Source organism: Streptomyces sp. NPDC028305 (genome assembly GCF_055569495.1).
Map to the genome: position 1 here is coordinate 241,999 of NZ_JBVHTN010000003.1, position 15,788 is coordinate 257,786.

The window sequence follows — 15,788 nt, forward strand, 5'->3', positions numbered from 1 at the left end:
CATTATCACGATGGAGGAGCGATGTCGCCGAGACCTCGCCGTGTCACGCAACGCGAGATCGCGGAGCTGGCGGGCGTCAGCCAGACCACGGTGTCGGTGGTACTGAATGACCGCGACGGCTCGAACGTGCGGGTCCCCGAGGCCACCCGGGCGCGAGTCAAGCGGGCCATCGAGCAGCTCTCCTACGTCGCGGACCCCGCAGCCCGGCGGCTCGCCGGGCTGGACAACCAGATCATCGGCGTCTTCACGTACGAGGCCGCGCTGTCCCCCGAGAGCATGGACTTCTACGGTCCGCTGCTGAACGGGATCGAGCGGGCCGCCGAGCGGATCGGCTGGGACCTGTTGTTCTTCACCTCCTCACCGGTGGAGAACAACACGCGCAGCCTCTTCCACCGCAAGACCCGGCTGCGGCTGACCGACGGCTGCGTGCTGCTCGGCCAGCAGATGGTCGCGTCCGAGCTGGAGCGGCTGGTCGCCGAGCAGTTCCCGTTCGTCGCGATCGGCCGCCGGGACGAGACCGCCGCCGCGGTGCCGTACGTGGCGATCGACTACACCACTCCGACCACCGCGCTGCTCGATCAGGCGGCGGCCGGCGGGCATCAGCAGGCGCTGTATGTCCACCGCGGCCGTGACACGCCGACCGCGCGGGACCGGCGCGATGCCGTCGAGGGCGCCTCCGCGGCGGGCCGACTGGCCTTCCTGCTGGTCGGTGAGGAGAGAATCGCCGACCTGCCCCGACTGGCGCGGGCGACCGGTGCCACCCTGATCATCGCGGAGGACGCGTTCCTGGCGGAGGACGTCGCGCACGCCCTGTTGGGTGCCGGGGTCGCCGTACCGGACGAGGTCTCGCTCGCCGCGCTCGGTGAGGTGCGCGGCCATCGGGTGGAGGGCCGGACACTGACCGGCTTCCACGTGCCCAGACCACAACTGGCGGCCGAGGCGCTCGACCTCCTCCAGCTCCTGATCGGCACGGCCCCGCAGGAGTGGGCCGGTCTGGACCGTGAGCGGCTGCTGGTCGCCGAGGTCGAGCCGGGGGACACGATCGTCGCGCGAACGGAGTCGCCGTCATGACCAGCGGGATCACGGCCGAGGTGGCGATCATCGGCGGCGGACTCGGCTCCGTCGCCGCAGCGCTGGCTCTTCTGCAACGTGGCCGCCGGGTGGTGATGACCGAGGAGTACGCCTGGCTCGGCGGACAGCTCACCTCGCAGGCCGTTCCGCCCGACGAGCACATCTGGGTGGAGCAGTTCGGCGTCACCGCCCGCTACCGCGCGTTGCGCGAGGACATCCGCCGCTACTACCGCGACCACTACCCGCTGACGGCCGCCGCGCGCGCCGACCGGGAACTCAACCCGGGCCGTGGCCGGGTGAGCAGGCTGTGCCACGAACCGCGAGTGGCCGACGCGGTGATCACCTCCCTGCTGGCGCCGTACCGGTCGACCGGGCGGCTCACCGTCCTGCAACCCGCGGTGCCCGTCGCGGCCGAGGTGCGCGACGCGACGGTCCGCTCCGTCACCGTCGCGGACCCGCGCACCGGGGCCGAGACCGTGATCACCGCCGAGTACGTCCTGGACGGAACCGAGACCGGCGATCTGCTGCCGCTGACCGGAACCGAGTACGTCGTCGGCGCCGAGGCGCGGTCCGACACCGGTGAGCCAAGCGCTCCCGAGACCGCCGATCCGGGCAACGTGCAGTCGATCGCGTGGTGCTTCGTCTTCGATCACGTCGCGGGCGACCACACCATCGCCCGGCCGGACGACTACGACTTCTGGCGCGCCTTCGAACTGCCCTTCTGGGGCGCGCCGATGCTGTCCTTCACCGCGCCGAACCCCCGGACCCTCGTGCCGGAGGACCGGACCATGAACGTCAACCCGGCCGCCGACGCCACCGGGGACCCGCGGTTCGACGCCGGCGACCGGGATCTGTGGCAGTTCCGGCGGATCGCCGCCCGGCAGAACTTCGCCGACGGCTTCTACGACAGCGACATCGTGCTGGCCAACTGGCCACAACTGGACTACGTGGGCGGCTCGATCATCGACACCGACGACCGGCAGCTCCATCTGGAGGCGGCGAAGGCACAGTCCCGTGCCTACGTGTACTGGCTGCAGACCGAGGCGCCCCGCCCGGACGGCGGCCGCGGCTGGCCCGGACTGCGGCTGCGCGGCGACCTGGTCGGCACCGCCGACGGCTTCGCGCAGGCGCCGTACATCCGCGAGTCCCGGCGGATCAGGGCGCTCACCACCGTGCGCGAGCAGGACATCTCGGTCAAGGCCCGCGGGGGCGCCGGACCGGCCCGCTTCGACGGCTCGGTCGGGGTGGGGATGTACCGGATCGACCTGCATCCCTCCACCGGTGGCGACAACTACATCGACGTCGAGTGCGCGCCGTTCGAGATACCGCTCGGCGCGCTGGTCCCGGTGGCCACCCAGAACCTGGTTCCGGCCGCCAAGAACATCGGCACCACCCACATCACCAACGGCGCCTACCGGCTGCATCCTGTCGAGTGGAACGTCGGCGAATCGGCCGGGGAGTTGGTTGCTCACTGTCTCGAACTCGGTCTGACCCCGAGGCAGATCGCGACCGACGATCGCCTCGTCGACCGACTCCAGGGCAGGTTGACCGCGGCCGGTATCGAACTCCACTGGCCGCAGATCGCCGGTTACTAGCCCCAACCCGAAGGCGCAGCACGCGCCGAGACCACGAAAGACGCACACCATGAACAGAGCAAGAAAGGTCTTCGGCGCCCTCGCGCTGACGACCTCGCTGACGCTGACAGCCGCCTGCGGTGCATCCACCGACGGGTCCGGCGGGAAGAACGCCAAGAACGTCAAGCTGCGGATGACGGTCTGGACCTCGAACCAGGACCAGCTCAAGCTGTTCGACTCGATCGCCGACGCCTACCGTGCCAAGCACCCCGAGGTCTCCTCGATCACCTTCGAGAGCCTGCCCTTCGAGGACTACAACACCACCCTCACCACCCAGATCGCCGGCGGCAACGCTCCCGACCTGGCCTGGATGGGCGACCTGTCGAGGGACCTGATGGCCTCCGACGCGCTGGTCGGCCTGACCGACAAGCTGAAGGCGACCCCCGGCTGGCAGTACGACGACCTGGAGGCCAGCGCGACCGAGGAGTTCAGCCGGGACGGCACGCTGTACGCCTACCCGTTCTCCACCTCGCCGTACGCGCTGTACGTCAACACCGACCTGTTGGCGAAGGCCGACCAGAAGATCGACCCGAAGAACCTGACCTGGGACCAGGTCGCAGTCGCCGGCGCGGCCGTCCACGCGGACACCGGCAAGGCCGGATTCGTCGTCCGGGACTTCGACTACAAGTCGTGGAACACGCTGGCCACCGTGTGGACCGGCTTCGGCGCATCCGCCTGGAGCCCGGACGGCAAGACCTGCACGTTCACCAGCCCCGAGATGCAGAAGGCGTTCACCTTCCTGCACGACGCCGCGTTCAAGACCAAGGCCATGCCCGGCCCCGGCACGACGGCCGACTTCTTCGCCGGTGACTCCGCCTTCACCGTGGCCCAGGTCTCCCGCGCCTCGCTGCTCACCGACAAGTTCACGTACGCGCTGTACCCGCTGCCGGCGGGCCCGGCCGGCCGGTACTCCGTCATCGGCCAGGCCGGCGTGGGCGTCCTCGCCTCGGGCAAGCACAGGACCCAGGCCGCCGACTTCCTCGCCTACCTGACGAATCCGGCGAACTCCGCGAAGCTGGCGCAGTTCTTCCCGCCGCCGCGCAAGTCGATGCTCACCGGCGCGAAGCTCGCCGCCGACAACAAGGTCCTGACCGCCGCGCAGCTCCAGGCCGCTGTGGTCGACCAGCTGCCGAACGCCGTCACCCTGCCCAACCACACCAACCCGGCTGAGATCGCCCAGAAGGGCAAGACCGCGCTGGACGGGATGTGGAAGGCCGACGCCGACATCCCCGCCGTACTGAAGTCGGTCTGCTCCGCGATCAATCCGATCCTGGCCAAGTGACCATGTCCGGCCTCACGAAGCCCCGCACAAGGGCACCTGACACCTCCAGGACGCCGGCCACGGCCCGGAACACCTCCGGAGCGCCGTTCTGGACGACCCGGCGCCGAGACGTACTCGCGGGCTACCTGTTCATCACGCCGCAGCTCCTCGGGGTCGTGCTGTTCGTGCTGATCCCGGTCGGGCTGGCGATCTGGTACAGCCTGAACGACTGGAACGTCTTCTCCGGCGAGCAGACCTTCGTCGGGGTCGACAACTACAAGGCCCTGGCGGACGATCCGCAACTCCCGTCGATACTAGGGGCGACCGCGATCTTCTGCGGCGGGGTCGTGGCCTTGAACATCGGCCTGGGCCTGCTGCTCGCCGTACTGCTGAACCGGCGGTTCCGCGGCGCGACCTTCTTCCGCACTCTGTTCTTCTCCCCGGTCGTCGTCTCCGTGGTCGCCTGGACCCTGGTCTGGGGCTTCCTGCTCCAGGACAACGGCGGAGTCAACGGGGTTCTCGGCGCGGTCGGCATCGACGGCCCGAACTGGCTCCAGCGCGGCGACACCGCGATGCTGTCGGTGATCGTCACCCAGGTGGTCCGCAGCGTCGGCGTCAACATGGTGCTCTTCCTGGCCGCCTTGCAGGGCGTGCCGACACAGCTGTACGAAGCCGCCCGGCTCGACGGCGCGGGAAGCAGGGTGATCTTCACCCGGATCACCCTGCCGCTCATCTCCCCCACGGTGCTGCTGACCGCCATCATCACCATCGTCGGAGCCTTGCAGTCGTTCGCGCAGATCGCCGTACTGACAAGCGGTGGCCCGGAGTTGAGCACCACCGTGCTCGTGTACTACGTCTTCCAGCAGGCCTTCGAGTTCAACCACATCGGTTACGGCTCGACGCTGGCCCTGATGCTGCTGTCCTTCGTCATGCTGCTGACGCTGGTGCAGTGGCAGTTGCGCCGTAAGTGGGTGTTCCATGAGGAGTAAGCCGCGTTCCCCCGTCCTCAGGCGGGTGGCCCTGCTGACCGCGCTCGGCGTCCTGGCGATCCCGTTCGTGGTGCCGACCGTCTGGATGGTGGCGGCCTCGGTGAAGCCGCTGCCCGAGATCTTCAAAGCCCCGCCGTCACTGTGGACCGCCGACCCCACCCTGTCCGCGTACACCGAGGCGTTCAGCTTCCAGCCGTTCGCCCGGCAGTACATGAACAGCGTCTACATCGCCGTCCTGGTCACCCTGATCACCCTGTTGGTCTCCAGCCTCGCCGGATACGCCTTCGCCCGGATCCGCTTCCCCGGCGCGAACGCCCTCTTCCTGGTGGTGCTGGTCGGCCTCCTGGTGCCCAGCGAGGTGACGATCGTGCCCTTGTTCCAGATGTTCAAACGAGCCGGGATGATCAACACGCACTGGCCGCTGATCCTGGTCACCGCGCTGGCCGGACCGTGCGTCCTGGCCACCTTCATCATGCGGCAGTTCTTCATCGCCCTTCCGGCCGAGCTGGAGGAGGCGGGTCGGCTGGACGGCCTCGGCCGCCCCGCGCTCTGGTGGCGGATCTTCCTGCCGCTGGCCAAGCCGGCGTTGTCCGCGGTCGCGATCCTGACCTTCCTCACCTCGTGGAACCTCTACCTGGAACCCACCGTCTACCTCACCTCGCCGGAGCTGTTCACGCTGCCGCAGGCCCTCACCCGGTTCACCGACTCCTACGGGGCCGAGATGTGGAACACCCAACTGGCGGCCGCCACCATGACCGTTCTGCCGGTCCTGGTCGTCTTTGTCATCGCCCAGCGCCAGTTCGTCGAGGGCCTGGCCCACTCGGGCCTCAAATGAGGCCGGAACGGCCCCTGCCGGCGCACCGGGCCCGGACGCCGGCGCCGGGCCCGCCCACTCCCCGCGTGGGGTCGTTCCCAGCAGCCCCGGAGGCAGACACGTGGAGATCCACCGGCCGTCACCCGACCCCGACACAATCACCCATATGACGATCGCCACGGGCGCCGCGCCCCCCGCGCGGAACACACCCCTCGTCCTCGCCCGGGGGGTCCTGACAGGTGGTGTGATCGGGGCGTCGCTGGCCGCTCTCGTCGTCGGCGGCATCATCGAGAAGTGGCCGCTGTTCGCCGCCGGACTGGGTCTTCCCGTGGTCTACGGCCTGCTCTACTTCCTCGCCGGTGTGCCGAGGCGGGCCCGGGAGGCGGCGATCGCGCCCCGTACGGCGCTCGCGATGGTCGAAAGCGTGGAAGCCGTCGGGGGCGAGGCGACCAGCGACGTGGCGGTGCGGTTCGTGTCGACGGTCGCGCCGGACGACGTACCGGCGTACCGCGTCGCGTTCACGCAGGACATCAACCTCGCGGACCTGCCCGACTACCGGCCGGGCGGCGTCGTGGTGGTCCAGTACCCGCCGGACCGGCCGTGGCGGGTGAGGATCGTGAAGCGGCCGACGCCGGAGTGGGAGGAGCGGGCGGCCGGTGCCCTCCTGGACTCGGCGCCGGGGCCGGCCCTGGTGAGCGAGCCCCCAGAGGGCTGTGCCGTCGGCATCGTCACGCTGCTCGCCGTGCTGCTCGCCGCGGCCGGTGTGGTCCTGCTGTTCCGCGCCGACCTGTTCGACGAGGACGCCTCCGCACCGCCGCCGTCCTCCGCCCAGCCGTCGGCCTCCTCCTCTTCGTCGACCACGGTGGTGTCGTCGGCCTCCGGCACGGTCACCCTCGGTCCGCACCAGTCGTTCCTCGACAAGGGCGAGCTGCGCAAGGCCGTCGCCTCGCTCGCCAAGGGCACGGACGCGCGCGCGGCGCTCACCGTCGTCGTACAGGACCGGCTGCTGTCGATCGTGTACGCGCCCACCGGCTCGCAGGCCCCGACGTTCGACCCGGACTCCCTGCCCTACGACCGCTTCCCCGCCCTCGTCGAGAAGGCGCGGACGGGCCTGGGCGTCGGTTCGCCGCAGACCTGGCAGCTCACCGTCGAACGCCTCACCGGCTCCCTCACCATCAGGGTCAGTGTGACGGGGACCGAGGGAGCGGCCTCGCTGGAGGCGGACGGGGACGGCAAGGTGGTGCGGCGCACCCCGGCGCACTGACGGACGCCGCGCCGGCCGCGTCTCACTGCCGCATCTCACCGACGAAGAGGAAGACAGGGGAAACCGCATGGGCCTGCAGGGGTATCTGGCGCTGTGGTGTGCGGTGTTCGGCACCGTCGCACTGGTCGGCTACGCCCGGTCGCTGGCCGGAGTGACCGCGGCCCAGCGGGCGGTCCGGGTCCTGGGGCGGATCGAGCAGGTCCGCAAGCCCAGACACGGAAGCTCGCAGCGCGACGGGATACCCGTGGTCGTCTCCTTCCAGGATCCCTCCAGCGGTGAGGTGTTCACCGTGACGAACGACCGGGACCACGGGGAGAGAATCACGGCGGCCTGGACGGGCCGGGAGATCGGGGTCCGCTACCCGCGCGGAAGACCGCACGCCTACCAGTTCTCTACCGGCGACCTCGGGGCAGGCCGACGCGGCCTCGGGTGGCCCAACTTCGCGCTCTTCCTGATCTACGTCGGACTGGTGGTCTTCGCCGCGATCGACTGGAGCTGGCCATGGGCCCTGATCGGCTTCGGCGTGCCCTGGACCCTGTCCGGCGTGTGGTACATGCCCCAGAACGCACGCGCGGTACGCCGCCGTACCGACGCGCTGTCCTCCCAACCCCCCGTTCCCGGCCACGTCATCGCCGTACTCACCGACACCGACACCGACAGCGAGGGCGGCACCTACACCAGCCACACGCCGGTCATCGCCTTCACCACCCGCGAGGGCACGACCGTCACCGCCTACTGCACCGACCAACTGCCCGACCCCACCAACTCCCACGGCCGCAACATCACGATCCACTACGACCCCGACGACCCCGCCGTCTTCACCCCGGACCTCGCGTCCGAAGACCGTTCCCGCGCGCTCGACATCACCAGCGGCACCGTGGCGCTGCTCCTCGGTGTGGCCGCGGTCGTCGTCGGGGCGACACTGCTGTGACACCCGACGAGCGATGGTACGCACCGGAGGACTTCTCCCCCATGGATCCCCTCACGTTCGACTACGAGAACCTGCATGTGCGCGTGGACCGGGGGGTGTTCGAACTGTTCCGGCCGTACAACCTCGAGACCACGCTCCGGATCCCGCTGCCCTGGCTCGGGGTACTGGTGCACTACAGGAAGCCGGGCAAACCCGGCGAGCTGATCTTCGGCGGCGTACGCAATCCACACGCCGCCCTCTACGGCACCGACCTGGCCTCCTTCGGGTACCGCTCCACCGAGGCGGTCCGGGTGCCCCACAGCGACGAGCCGTTGTTCCGCGCGTACTTCACCGAAGTGGCCGCGCTCGCCGACCGGCCGGTGATCTGACATGGAACCACTGGTCTTCGAACACGGCAATGTGCACTTGCGGGTCGATCACGGCATCTTCGAGGTGTTCCGGCGCAACCGCACCATCGGCCCCTACCGGGCTCCGTTGAGCTGGCTCAAGGTGCGCACCGAGACCTGCAAGAGTGGGGTGACCCGGCTGCACTTCGGCAACATCGCACACCTCGACGAACCGCTGTACGCGCCCAAGACCCAGCCCGGACACCTGCTCGCCACCATCGAGATCCCGACCGCCGACGAGCCCCTCTACCGCACCTACTTCACCAGGCTCGCCCACGTGTCCGACCGCCCGATCGTGTCGTAGCTCCGAGGCCTGTCACCCGACGGCCACTCCCTCACCCCGGCCGCCAGGTGCGAGAACGCCCCCCTGTGCCGGAGGCCCCGAAGACCCGTCGTGCCGCAGCACGTCATTCCAACAGGTCGAGCTGGAGGTGCAGCGCCGCAGTGGTGCGCGCGCTGTCACCGGTGGCGAGCAGGTCCAGCAGGGCGCCGCGCAGGACGGCGAGGACGAGGGTGCGCTGCGCGCGTGCGGCCTCGGTGTCGCGCCCGGCGGCGGGCTGGCTGCGGGCCAGCAGCGCCGGCCAGTCCTCGACCGTGTCGCGGGCGAAGCCGGCCCACGGCCCGTCGGGGTCGATCAGCAAGTCCCGCTTTCAGCATCACGGACATTGACCACTCGCGGGGCCTGTGCCGGACCCCACGAATCACCGTGAGAGCCACCAAGGACAGCGACCTTCGAAAATCAAGATCCCCGATAGGGTCCCTCAGCGCCCTCCCTCTCTGCCCGGCCCCGGCAAGCCGACCCAGCAGGCCCCACAGGGGACCCCGTTCCGTGGCGTACGCCGACGCCATGTGCCCAGTGCCGCATCGGGCGATGTCGGCCCGGTCCACCAGGGCTCGCAGCCGCGGGGACCGGGCGGTGGTCAGGCTCCGGATCACAGCTCTGCCCGGCGGGGGCCGAGGTGGCCGGGTGCTGACCTGAAGGGTGTCTTTGTTGCCGTACGGTGGTTGACCTGGGGCTTTGTGCTCGCCCAAGTGTGGGCATGATCAGTGATTGTGGGTCTGCGACTGCTCTACCTGATCTTCTGCCGCCTGCTGGGCTGCTTCCTTTTGCTGGGCCGATCGACCGCCGCGAACAACACCGAGATCCTTGCCCGTCGTCATGAGGTCACCGTGCTGCGCCGGCAGATCAAGCGGCCAAGGCCCTCATGGGCTGATCGTGCCGTTCTCTCCGCTCTCGCACGGCACCTGCCATCCGCCTTGCGTCGCCATCGGCTGGTCACCCCGGGCACCCTGCTGAACTGGCACCGCCGTCCGGTGCGCTGGAAGTGGCGCCAGACAGCGGTCGAATCCGGTCGGCCACCGTTGCCGGAAGAGACAGTCGCGCTCATCCAGCGCCTGGCGACAGAGAACCCGACCTGGGGATACGTCAGGATCCAGGGTGAACTGCGCCGGCTTGGCCATCGGGTCGCCGCCGCCACGATCCGGCGCGTCCTGCGCCGCTCCGGTCTGCCGCCCGCACCGCAACGAACAAGCCAACAGACCTGGCGCTCCTTCCTCCACGCCCAGGCCCACACGCTGCTCGCCTGCGACTTCATGCACATAAAGACCGTCTTCCTCAAACGCCTCTACGTCTTCTTCGTCATGGAGATCACCACCCTGCGCGTCCATGTCCTGGGCGTCACCGCCCGTCCCACCGGCGCATGGGTCACCCAACTCTGCGCTTGCCGAGAATGTCATCCGCCCTGGTCAAAGGCGCGCACCGGGCCCCACGGTCGTTGGCCTCGGTCGCTCGAGTCGGCGCTCTCGCGTAGCCAGTGGTCCACGCGTCATGATGATCAATCGTGCTGAACATGCGTCATGGGCCTTGAGGACGCGGGCTGCCGGGCGCGGTTCCTGATCGGGGAGCGAGATGGGAAGTTCCCCGCCCTGTTCGATGCCGTCCCTACCGATGCGGGGATTGAGGTCGTACTCAGCGGCGTCCAGATGCCGAAAGTAAACGCGATCACGGAGCGGTGGGTGCAGACTGACCTGCACAGATGGGATTTCCGGCAAGCGCAGGCAGACCGGCAACGGCAGCGGGGCATCTGAGCGCGTTCTTCCTGGAAAGCCCAACGGTCAGGAGCGCGCGCGGCGGAAGCGGATCGCGGTGCCCCCACCGGCGACGAGTTTCAGCTTCAGTACGGTGGACGCTCGCACCGTCTCGGTCCGGATGTCGATCGGCAGTGGGTTGTCGTGCCAGCTGGTGTCCGCGGCGTCGCTGTAGATTTCGGCTCTGTACCGGCCGCGTCCCAGGAACCGCAGCGGCAGCCTCAGCGTCCGGTCGTGCTCGTCGGTGATGGCGCCGAGATACCAGGTGTGGCCCTTGCGGCGGGCGACCACCGTGTAGTCGCCGATCACGCAGTCCAGGAAGCGGGTCTCGTCCCAGCTGGCAGGCATGTCCTTGAGGTAGGCGAATCCAGGGTGGGAGTGGTAGTTCTCCACGGTGTCGGCCAGCATCTGCAGCGGGCTGAAGAACACCGAGTACAGCGCGAGCTGTGCGGCCGAGGTCGTCTGTACGCGGGTACCGAGTCCGGCCGGGTCCCAGGTCACGTTGAGTACGCCCGGGGTGTAGTCGGCCGGCCCGCCCATGAACCTGGTGAACGGAAGGATCGTGGCCTGCTCCGGCGGGTTGCCCAGCCGACCCATGTAGTTGTGCTGCTCCATGCCGGCGACGCCCTCGCTGGTCATCATGTTCGGATAGGTGCGCGCCAGCCCGGTCGGCTTGATTGCCTCGTGCGCGATGATCATGATCTGGTGGCGGGCCGCAGTCTCGACGACACGCTGGTAGTGACGCACCGCTTCCTGGTCGAAGTGGCTGCGGTTGACCCCGCCCAGCACGAACTTGGTGGCGTAGCCGGTCTTGACCGAGTGGATGCCCAGTTCCGCGTATCGCGCGAAGATCGTTTCCAGGTGCTGCTCGTAGTAGTCGACGAAGCCGCGGGTCTCATTGTGCGCGGTGAACCCGATGCCGTTGGCCTGGGCGTAGCGCAGTACCTCGGCCAGGTCGAAGTCGGCCCGCGGCGTGAGGAAGTCCTGGCCGGTCCAGTTGCCGCCGGCGTTGGTGTTCCAGCCCTCGGCGAGTACGGAACTCGCGCCCGCCTCTCTGGCGAGGTCGATGTAGCGTTTGACCCGCTCAGTCGTGGCGCCGTGACGCGGTCCCTCGGTCCAGGTCGTGTGTCGCCGCTGTAGTTCCCACCAGACACCGACGTACGTGCCGGGTGAGATCCACGACGTGTCCGTGAGCGCGCACGGCTCGTTGAGGTTCTCGATCAGATGCGATTCGGCGAGATCGCCGGGTCGGCCGCCGATGACCAGCGTGCGCCATGGGGTGGAGAATTCACCCCTGAGGTGGGCCTTCGCGCCATCGGGAAGGCTGATCAGCTCGCTGGTGAAGGTGCCGGGCCGGTTACCGTCGGCGGCGAGGGTCATGCTCGGATAGTCGATCAGCGCCGCCTCGTGCACCACGATGTACTCACCACCCTGGGTGGCCAACGACAGCGGGGTCTGGGCGGTTTTCACGTCCGCCAGCCGGGCATGCCGGTAGTGCCGTTCATCAGCATTCCAGTCCGTGCCCGCCGCCAGCGACCAGCTCGTGGCGGTCGGTGGCAAGGAGAACTCGGTCCTCTCAGCGGTCACGGTGTAGCGGTCGAGCCCGGCTTGGGCCGGCAGGCGGTAGCGGAAGCCGACGCCGTCGTCGAAGACCCGGACGATCAGGTCCAGCCGTAGCCCGGTCGCCGGTTGCACGGTCCGCAGTACGCACTCCCGTGCATGGTTGCGGACGAGCGCGTCGGGCCCCCACACCGGCCGCCATCTCTCGTCTATGGTCCTGCGCTGCACGGATTCCAGCACCAGGCCGCCGGTGAGCGAGGGTCGGTCGGCCAGGTCGAGCCCCAGCCCGGAAGAGGGCACCAGGACCCTTCCGTGTCGTGCGACCTGGTAGCGCAGCCGTCCGTCCGTCACCCGCACGGTCATCCGCAGCCGGCCGTTCGGCGAGACGATCGTGACGTGGCCGGGCGGCGCGGCGGACGCATTGGCGGGTGTGGCGAGCACCCCGGTGAATACCACGCCGGCGGTGGCGCCGACGACGGCACGGCGGTTGGGGACATTGGCCATGTCACGCTCCATCAAGAGTGGTTGGCGACTGGTCCTGGGCGGTGCCCTTGCTCCGGAGCCGGTCGGGCGTGCGACGAGCCGTGGGCAGTCCGGGCCGGGGCGCGCGTCGGCACCGCGCGCAGTGCGGCGGCCGGGTGCGCGGCGACGTCAGGCATACGGCCCTTTCGTGGAGGCAGGCAGGAGCACCGACGCGCGACCTGTCACACCGGGCGCCGTTGCCACGTTGTTGCAACGTTGTAACAAGCGCTTTCTGTGGACGTCAACCCTTCGGCGGACAGAAGTGACTCGCAGGGGCGCCGAGGCTCGGCGCCGGTCGGGGCCGCGCACGCCGCCTTGTCGCAACCCGCGCTCCGCGAGGGGATCTTGAGACCACGAGCAGCCCATGGCAGGCTCATACCGCATGATCGATGAATTCGCGAAAGACAACCTGCACGGGAGGCTGCGGCGGGACCGCAAGGCGCTGCTCTGGAAACTCGACGGCCTGTCCGAATACGACGCCCGCCGACCTTTGACAGCGACCGGGACCAACCTCCTCGGCCTGGTCAAACACGTGGCCACCGTCGAGGCCAGGTACTTCGGCGAGGTCTTCGACCGCCCTTCCCCGGAACCGCTGCCCCGGTGGCAGGACTACAACGGCAGCGATCTGTGGGCGACCGAGGACGAGACCCGCGATCAGATCATCGGGTTCTACCGGCGCACGTGGGAACACTCGGACGCGACGATCAACGAACTTCCCCTCGACGCCCCAGGCCACGTGCCGTGGTGGCCGGAGCCTTATCCCAACACGAACCTGTTCGCCATCATGGTCCATGTCCTCGGCGAGTCCATCCGGCATGCCGGGCACGCCGATATCCTGCGCGAGGGCCTCGACGGCCGGACCGGGGTGCGCGCCGAACACGAACAGCAGATCGACGAGGAAGCCCGCGCAGCCTACTGCACGAAGATCGAGCAGGCCGCCAGGTCGGCCGCACCAATCAAGGCTTAGAGGTTGTCTCCGCGAGTGCCGATAAATCATCCACGCAGGTGAGAGCTCGATCAGAGATCTTCGGCTGTGACCGACACGTGCCCTGGCGTCTTCACCTGCCCCCGGCCCCGGCGGCATCATGATCTGTCGTGCTGCTGCGCCTGGCCTACCTCGCCGCCACCAACACCCTGGCCATCCCACGCCTCCTGCCGATGAGCAACAGAGACAAGGACATCGAGATCCTGGTGCTCCGGCACCAACTGCTGGTCCTGCAACATCAGGTCGGCAAGCCTGCCTTCAATAACAGTGATCGCGCTGTCCTCGCCGGCCTTCTGCACCACCTACCCAAAGACAGACTGCGGCACCTTCTCCTGCTGGTCCGCCCCGAGACGGTGTTGCGCTGGCATCGTGAGCTGCTGAGGCGGCGCCATGCCGCGACCTGCGTTCCCAGGCGACGTGGACGCCCCCGCACAATCCGCTCGATCCGCGCCCTGGTCCTGCGCCTGGCCAGGGTCGCTTTTCGGCCCCTGAACTTCTGGCTGATTGAGAGTTGACAGCCTGACCATGCAGCACATACGTCCAGCTTACGCTTGCTGTGCCCGTCAAGGACAGGCCCGCCGGGCCGACGCCCGCGAGCTCACACCGACAACTGCGGGCCCACCCGGCATCTTAATCCCCTCTCGCCGCGGTGCGCACGAGGAGATCCGGCGACACGCGAGCACCGTCTCCTGCGCCTTGGGAAAGGTGGGCATCAGTCTCCGCTGTAGAGGCGGTCCAGGTCGACGAGTTGGACCGTGGAATCGCGGTGGGCGAGGTCGCGCAGGTCGCTGGTGAAGCCGGCGCCGCTGAAGCACAGCAGCCGGGTCCGCTCAGCGTGCACACCGTGCCGGGCGCGCAGCAGGGTGCGGATGTGGTCGAGGCGTTGGAGGTGGCCCAGGCCCATGGTCTCGTTCCACTTGGCTTCGCCGATGGCCAGCAGGACCTCGCGGCCGTCCTCGTCACGGCCGAAGGTGGCGAGGTCGACTTCGTGGGTGGTCTTGGCGGTCGGGTCTGGGACGGTGCCGGATTCCACGCGGGTGCGCTGTCCATCGAGGGTGTCGGGGCTTGCGTACCAGCGGGTCCAGGTGCGGCAGAGCTGTTCGAAGTGGGGGCCGATGACCTTGCTGCGGAACGTGGCCTGCGAGCGTTCCCATACGGCGGGTGCCTGGCCGGGCCGCTCCAGGTCGCTCCACTCCGGGCGCATCAGTGCGTGGTAGAAGGTCAGGATGGGTTCGGCGATGCGGTAGGCGGAGCGTTTGCCGTGGAAGGCATCCGGCTCGCGGACGATCATGCCGGTGTCTTCCAGCACCGTCAGCGCGTGGCTGAGGTCGGTGGACTTGCGTTGCAGGAAGCCGGCGATGCCGCCGCGGGTGTGGTTGCCCTGAGCGATGGCGGCGAGCACGCCGTGGTAGAGGGCGGTGTCCCGCAGGTCGGGCTCCTCGGCCAGCAGGAAGCGGGCTTCCCGGAACAGCGGGCGCCCCGGGTTGAGGACGTTGCGCAGGACCCACGGGCCGAAGTCGTCCAGACCGGCGGGCGTGTCGCCGAGGACGAACTCGCGCCGGTAGGCAGGCGTTCCGCCGACCACGGAGTTGACCAAGAGCGCCAGCTGGGGATCGTCGGTCAGTTCCCAGAAGCGGGCGGCCAGGCGATAGTCCAGAGTCGGCACCACCAGTTCCAGGCTGGCCCGGCCACGCAAGGGAGCAGTGCCGGCCAGCAGGCGCCCCATGAACGACAGCGCCGAGCCGCACAACAGCAGACGCACCGGACCGCTCTCGTGCCGAGCCTGTGGCCCCAGGGCCCGCTGCAGCAGCGAGGGCAGTTCCGGCGAAGCCTTCGCCAGGAAAGGGAACTCGTCCAGCACCACCACCAGGGGCGCACCACCGGGTCCCGTCAGGCCCATCAGCTCGGAAACCGCCTCCTCCCAGTGCGCGAACCGGTAAGGCGCCCGGCGCCCTTCAAACCGTGCCAGCGCCGCCCCGAACTGGCGCAGCGACTCCGCCTCGGTCGCCTCACTCGCCGCGAAGAAGAAACCTCCAGCCGCCCGGCACAGCCCATCCAGCAGGAACGTCTTCCCCTGACGCCGCCGGCCCGAGACCACTCCAAGCGTCGCCTCCGCCCCCGCGTAGGAGGCGAACCGGACCAGTTCCTCCCACTCGAAATCCCGGTCGAACATCCCCACCGGCTTGTCCACCACACACCTCCATCACCCCAGCCAATGATGAGCCACCCTATTATAGACAGACTCATCATTGCTTTGCGGGAAAGCAGCTTTGCCGCGCCCGG

The 15,788-nt window shown here is 68.9% G+C and carries 13 protein-coding genes and 2 pseudogenes; 12 read left to right on the forward strand and 3 right to left on the reverse strand.

Translation table 11 applies throughout. The features are described from left to right. Positions 1–21 precede the first annotated feature (21 nt). From ACZ4WQ_RS12460 to ACZ4WQ_RS12500, 9 genes are all read left to right on the forward strand, one after another. Positions 22–1,071, forward strand: a complete 1,050-nt coding sequence (locus ACZ4WQ_RS12460; protein WP_311721387.1) for a LacI family DNA-binding transcriptional regulator — start codon at positions 22–24, stop codon at positions 1,069–1,071. Then, entirely contained in the window at positions 1,068–2,666 is a 1,599-nt protein-coding gene (locus tag ACZ4WQ_RS12465) for an FAD-dependent oxidoreductase (protein ID WP_311721386.1), read from the forward strand. Before ACZ4WQ_RS12460 ends, ACZ4WQ_RS12465 begins: the two co-directional genes overlap by 4 nt. Before the next feature lie 49 nt (positions 2,667–2,715). After that, positions 2,716–3,987 carry an ABC transporter substrate-binding protein gene (locus ACZ4WQ_RS12470; protein WP_398372424.1) on the forward strand — a complete coding sequence of 424 codons (1,272 nt, stop codon included), beginning with the start codon at positions 2,716–2,718 and terminating at the stop codon, positions 3,985–3,987. A 2-nt stretch (positions 3,988–3,989) separates the two neighbouring features. After that, positions 3,990–4,955 carry a carbohydrate ABC transporter permease gene (locus tag ACZ4WQ_RS12475; protein WP_311721384.1) on the forward strand — a complete coding sequence of 322 codons (966 nt, stop codon included), beginning with the start codon at positions 3,990–3,992 and terminating at the stop codon, positions 4,953–4,955. Then, the gene (locus ACZ4WQ_RS12480; RefSeq protein ID WP_311721382.1) at positions 4,945–5,790 is read left to right on the forward strand and encodes a carbohydrate ABC transporter permease; all 846 of its coding nucleotides are present in this window, start codon (positions 4,945–4,947) and stop codon (positions 5,788–5,790) included. The genes ACZ4WQ_RS12475 and ACZ4WQ_RS12480 overlap by 11 nt, the downstream gene beginning before the upstream one ends. Before the next feature lie 145 nt (positions 5,791–5,935). Next, positions 5,936–7,033 (forward strand): hypothetical protein, encoded by a 1,098-nt coding sequence (locus tag ACZ4WQ_RS12485; protein ID WP_311721381.1) that lies wholly within the window; start codon positions 5,936–5,938, stop codon positions 7,031–7,033. A gap of 67 nt (positions 7,034–7,100) precedes the next feature. After that, complete coding sequence (locus ACZ4WQ_RS12490; RefSeq protein ID WP_311721380.1) at positions 7,101–7,964, forward strand: DUF3592 domain-containing protein; 864 nt, start codon at positions 7,101–7,103, stop codon at positions 7,962–7,964. Positions 7,965–8,005: 41 nt separating this feature from the next. Next, positions 8,006–8,332, forward strand: a complete 327-nt coding sequence (locus ACZ4WQ_RS12495) for a hypothetical protein (protein ID WP_311721379.1) — start codon at positions 8,006–8,008, stop codon at positions 8,330–8,332. 1 nt (position 8,333) lies between these two features. Next, complete coding sequence (locus ACZ4WQ_RS12500) at positions 8,334–8,654, forward strand: hypothetical protein (protein WP_398372422.1); 321 nt, start codon at positions 8,334–8,336, stop codon at positions 8,652–8,654. Positions 8,655–8,757: 103 nt separating this feature from the next. Here the strand turns inward: ACZ4WQ_RS12500 and ACZ4WQ_RS12505 are convergent, their stop codons facing one another. Continuing rightward, entirely contained in the window at positions 8,758–8,991 is a 234-nt protein-coding gene (locus ACZ4WQ_RS12505) for a hypothetical protein (protein ID WP_361190783.1), read from the reverse strand. 412 nt (positions 8,992–9,403) lie between these two features. Between ACZ4WQ_RS12505 and ACZ4WQ_RS12510 the strand changes: the two are divergent. Beyond that, positions 9,404–10,375 (forward strand): annotated as a pseudogene (locus ACZ4WQ_RS12510) (IS3 family transposase); the annotation flags it as partial. 90 nt (positions 10,376–10,465) lie between these two features. Here ACZ4WQ_RS12510 and ACZ4WQ_RS12515 read toward each other — a convergent pair. After that, a complete protein-coding gene (locus tag ACZ4WQ_RS12515) occupies positions 10,466–12,502 on the reverse strand; it encodes a glycoside hydrolase family 97 protein (RefSeq protein ID WP_385339788.1) in 2,037 nt (678 codons plus the stop codon). 400 nt (positions 12,503–12,902) lie between these two features. Between ACZ4WQ_RS12515 and ACZ4WQ_RS12520 the strand changes: the two genes are divergently transcribed. Next, complete coding sequence (locus tag ACZ4WQ_RS12520) at positions 12,903–13,487, forward strand: DinB family protein (protein ID WP_398372420.1); 585 nt, start codon at positions 12,903–12,905, stop codon at positions 13,485–13,487. Positions 13,488–13,615: 128 nt separating this feature from the next. Beyond that, positions 13,616–13,978 (forward strand): annotated as a pseudogene (locus tag ACZ4WQ_RS12525) (integrase); the annotation flags it as partial. A gap of 239 nt (positions 13,979–14,217) precedes the next feature. Here the strand turns inward: ACZ4WQ_RS12525 and ACZ4WQ_RS12530 are convergent. Further along, positions 14,218–15,696, reverse strand: a complete 1,479-nt coding sequence (locus ACZ4WQ_RS12530) for an ATP-binding protein (protein WP_398372418.1) — start codon at positions 15,694–15,696, stop codon at positions 14,218–14,220. Positions 15,697–15,788 lie beyond the last annotated feature (92 nt).

Excerpts from the sequence above, each read along its gene's own strand:
- ACZ4WQ_RS12460 (WP_311721387.1), top strand. The coding sequence starts at position 22 with ATGTCGCCGAGACCTCGCCGTGTCACGCAACGCGAGATCGCGGAGCTG.
- ACZ4WQ_RS12465 (WP_311721386.1), top strand. The coding sequence starts at position 1,068 with ATGACCAGCGGGATCACGGCCGAGGTGGCGATCATCGGCGGCGGACTC.
- ACZ4WQ_RS12470 (WP_398372424.1), top strand. The coding sequence starts at position 2,716 with ATGAACAGAGCAAGAAAGGTCTTCGGCGCCCTCGCGCTGACGACCTCG.
- ACZ4WQ_RS12475 (WP_311721384.1), top strand. The coding sequence starts at position 3,990 with ATGTCCGGCCTCACGAAGCCCCGCACAAGGGCACCTGACACCTCCAGG.
- ACZ4WQ_RS12480 (WP_311721382.1), top strand. The coding sequence starts at position 4,945 with ATGAGGAGTAAGCCGCGTTCCCCCGTCCTCAGGCGGGTGGCCCTGCTG.
- ACZ4WQ_RS12485 (WP_311721381.1), top strand. The coding sequence starts at position 5,936 with ATGACGATCGCCACGGGCGCCGCGCCCCCCGCGCGGAACACACCCCTC.
- ACZ4WQ_RS12490 (WP_311721380.1), top strand. The coding sequence starts at position 7,101 with ATGGGCCTGCAGGGGTATCTGGCGCTGTGGTGTGCGGTGTTCGGCACC.
- ACZ4WQ_RS12495 (WP_311721379.1), top strand. The coding sequence starts at position 8,006 with ATGGATCCCCTCACGTTCGACTACGAGAACCTGCATGTGCGCGTGGAC.
- ACZ4WQ_RS12500 (WP_398372422.1), top strand. The coding sequence starts at position 8,334 with ATGGAACCACTGGTCTTCGAACACGGCAATGTGCACTTGCGGGTCGAT.
- ACZ4WQ_RS12515 (WP_385339788.1), bottom strand. The coding sequence starts at position 12,502 with ATGGCCAATGTCCCCAACCGCCGTGCCGTCGTCGGCGCCACCGCCGGC.
- ACZ4WQ_RS12520 (WP_398372420.1), top strand. The coding sequence starts at position 12,903 with ATGATCGATGAATTCGCGAAAGACAACCTGCACGGGAGGCTGCGGCGG.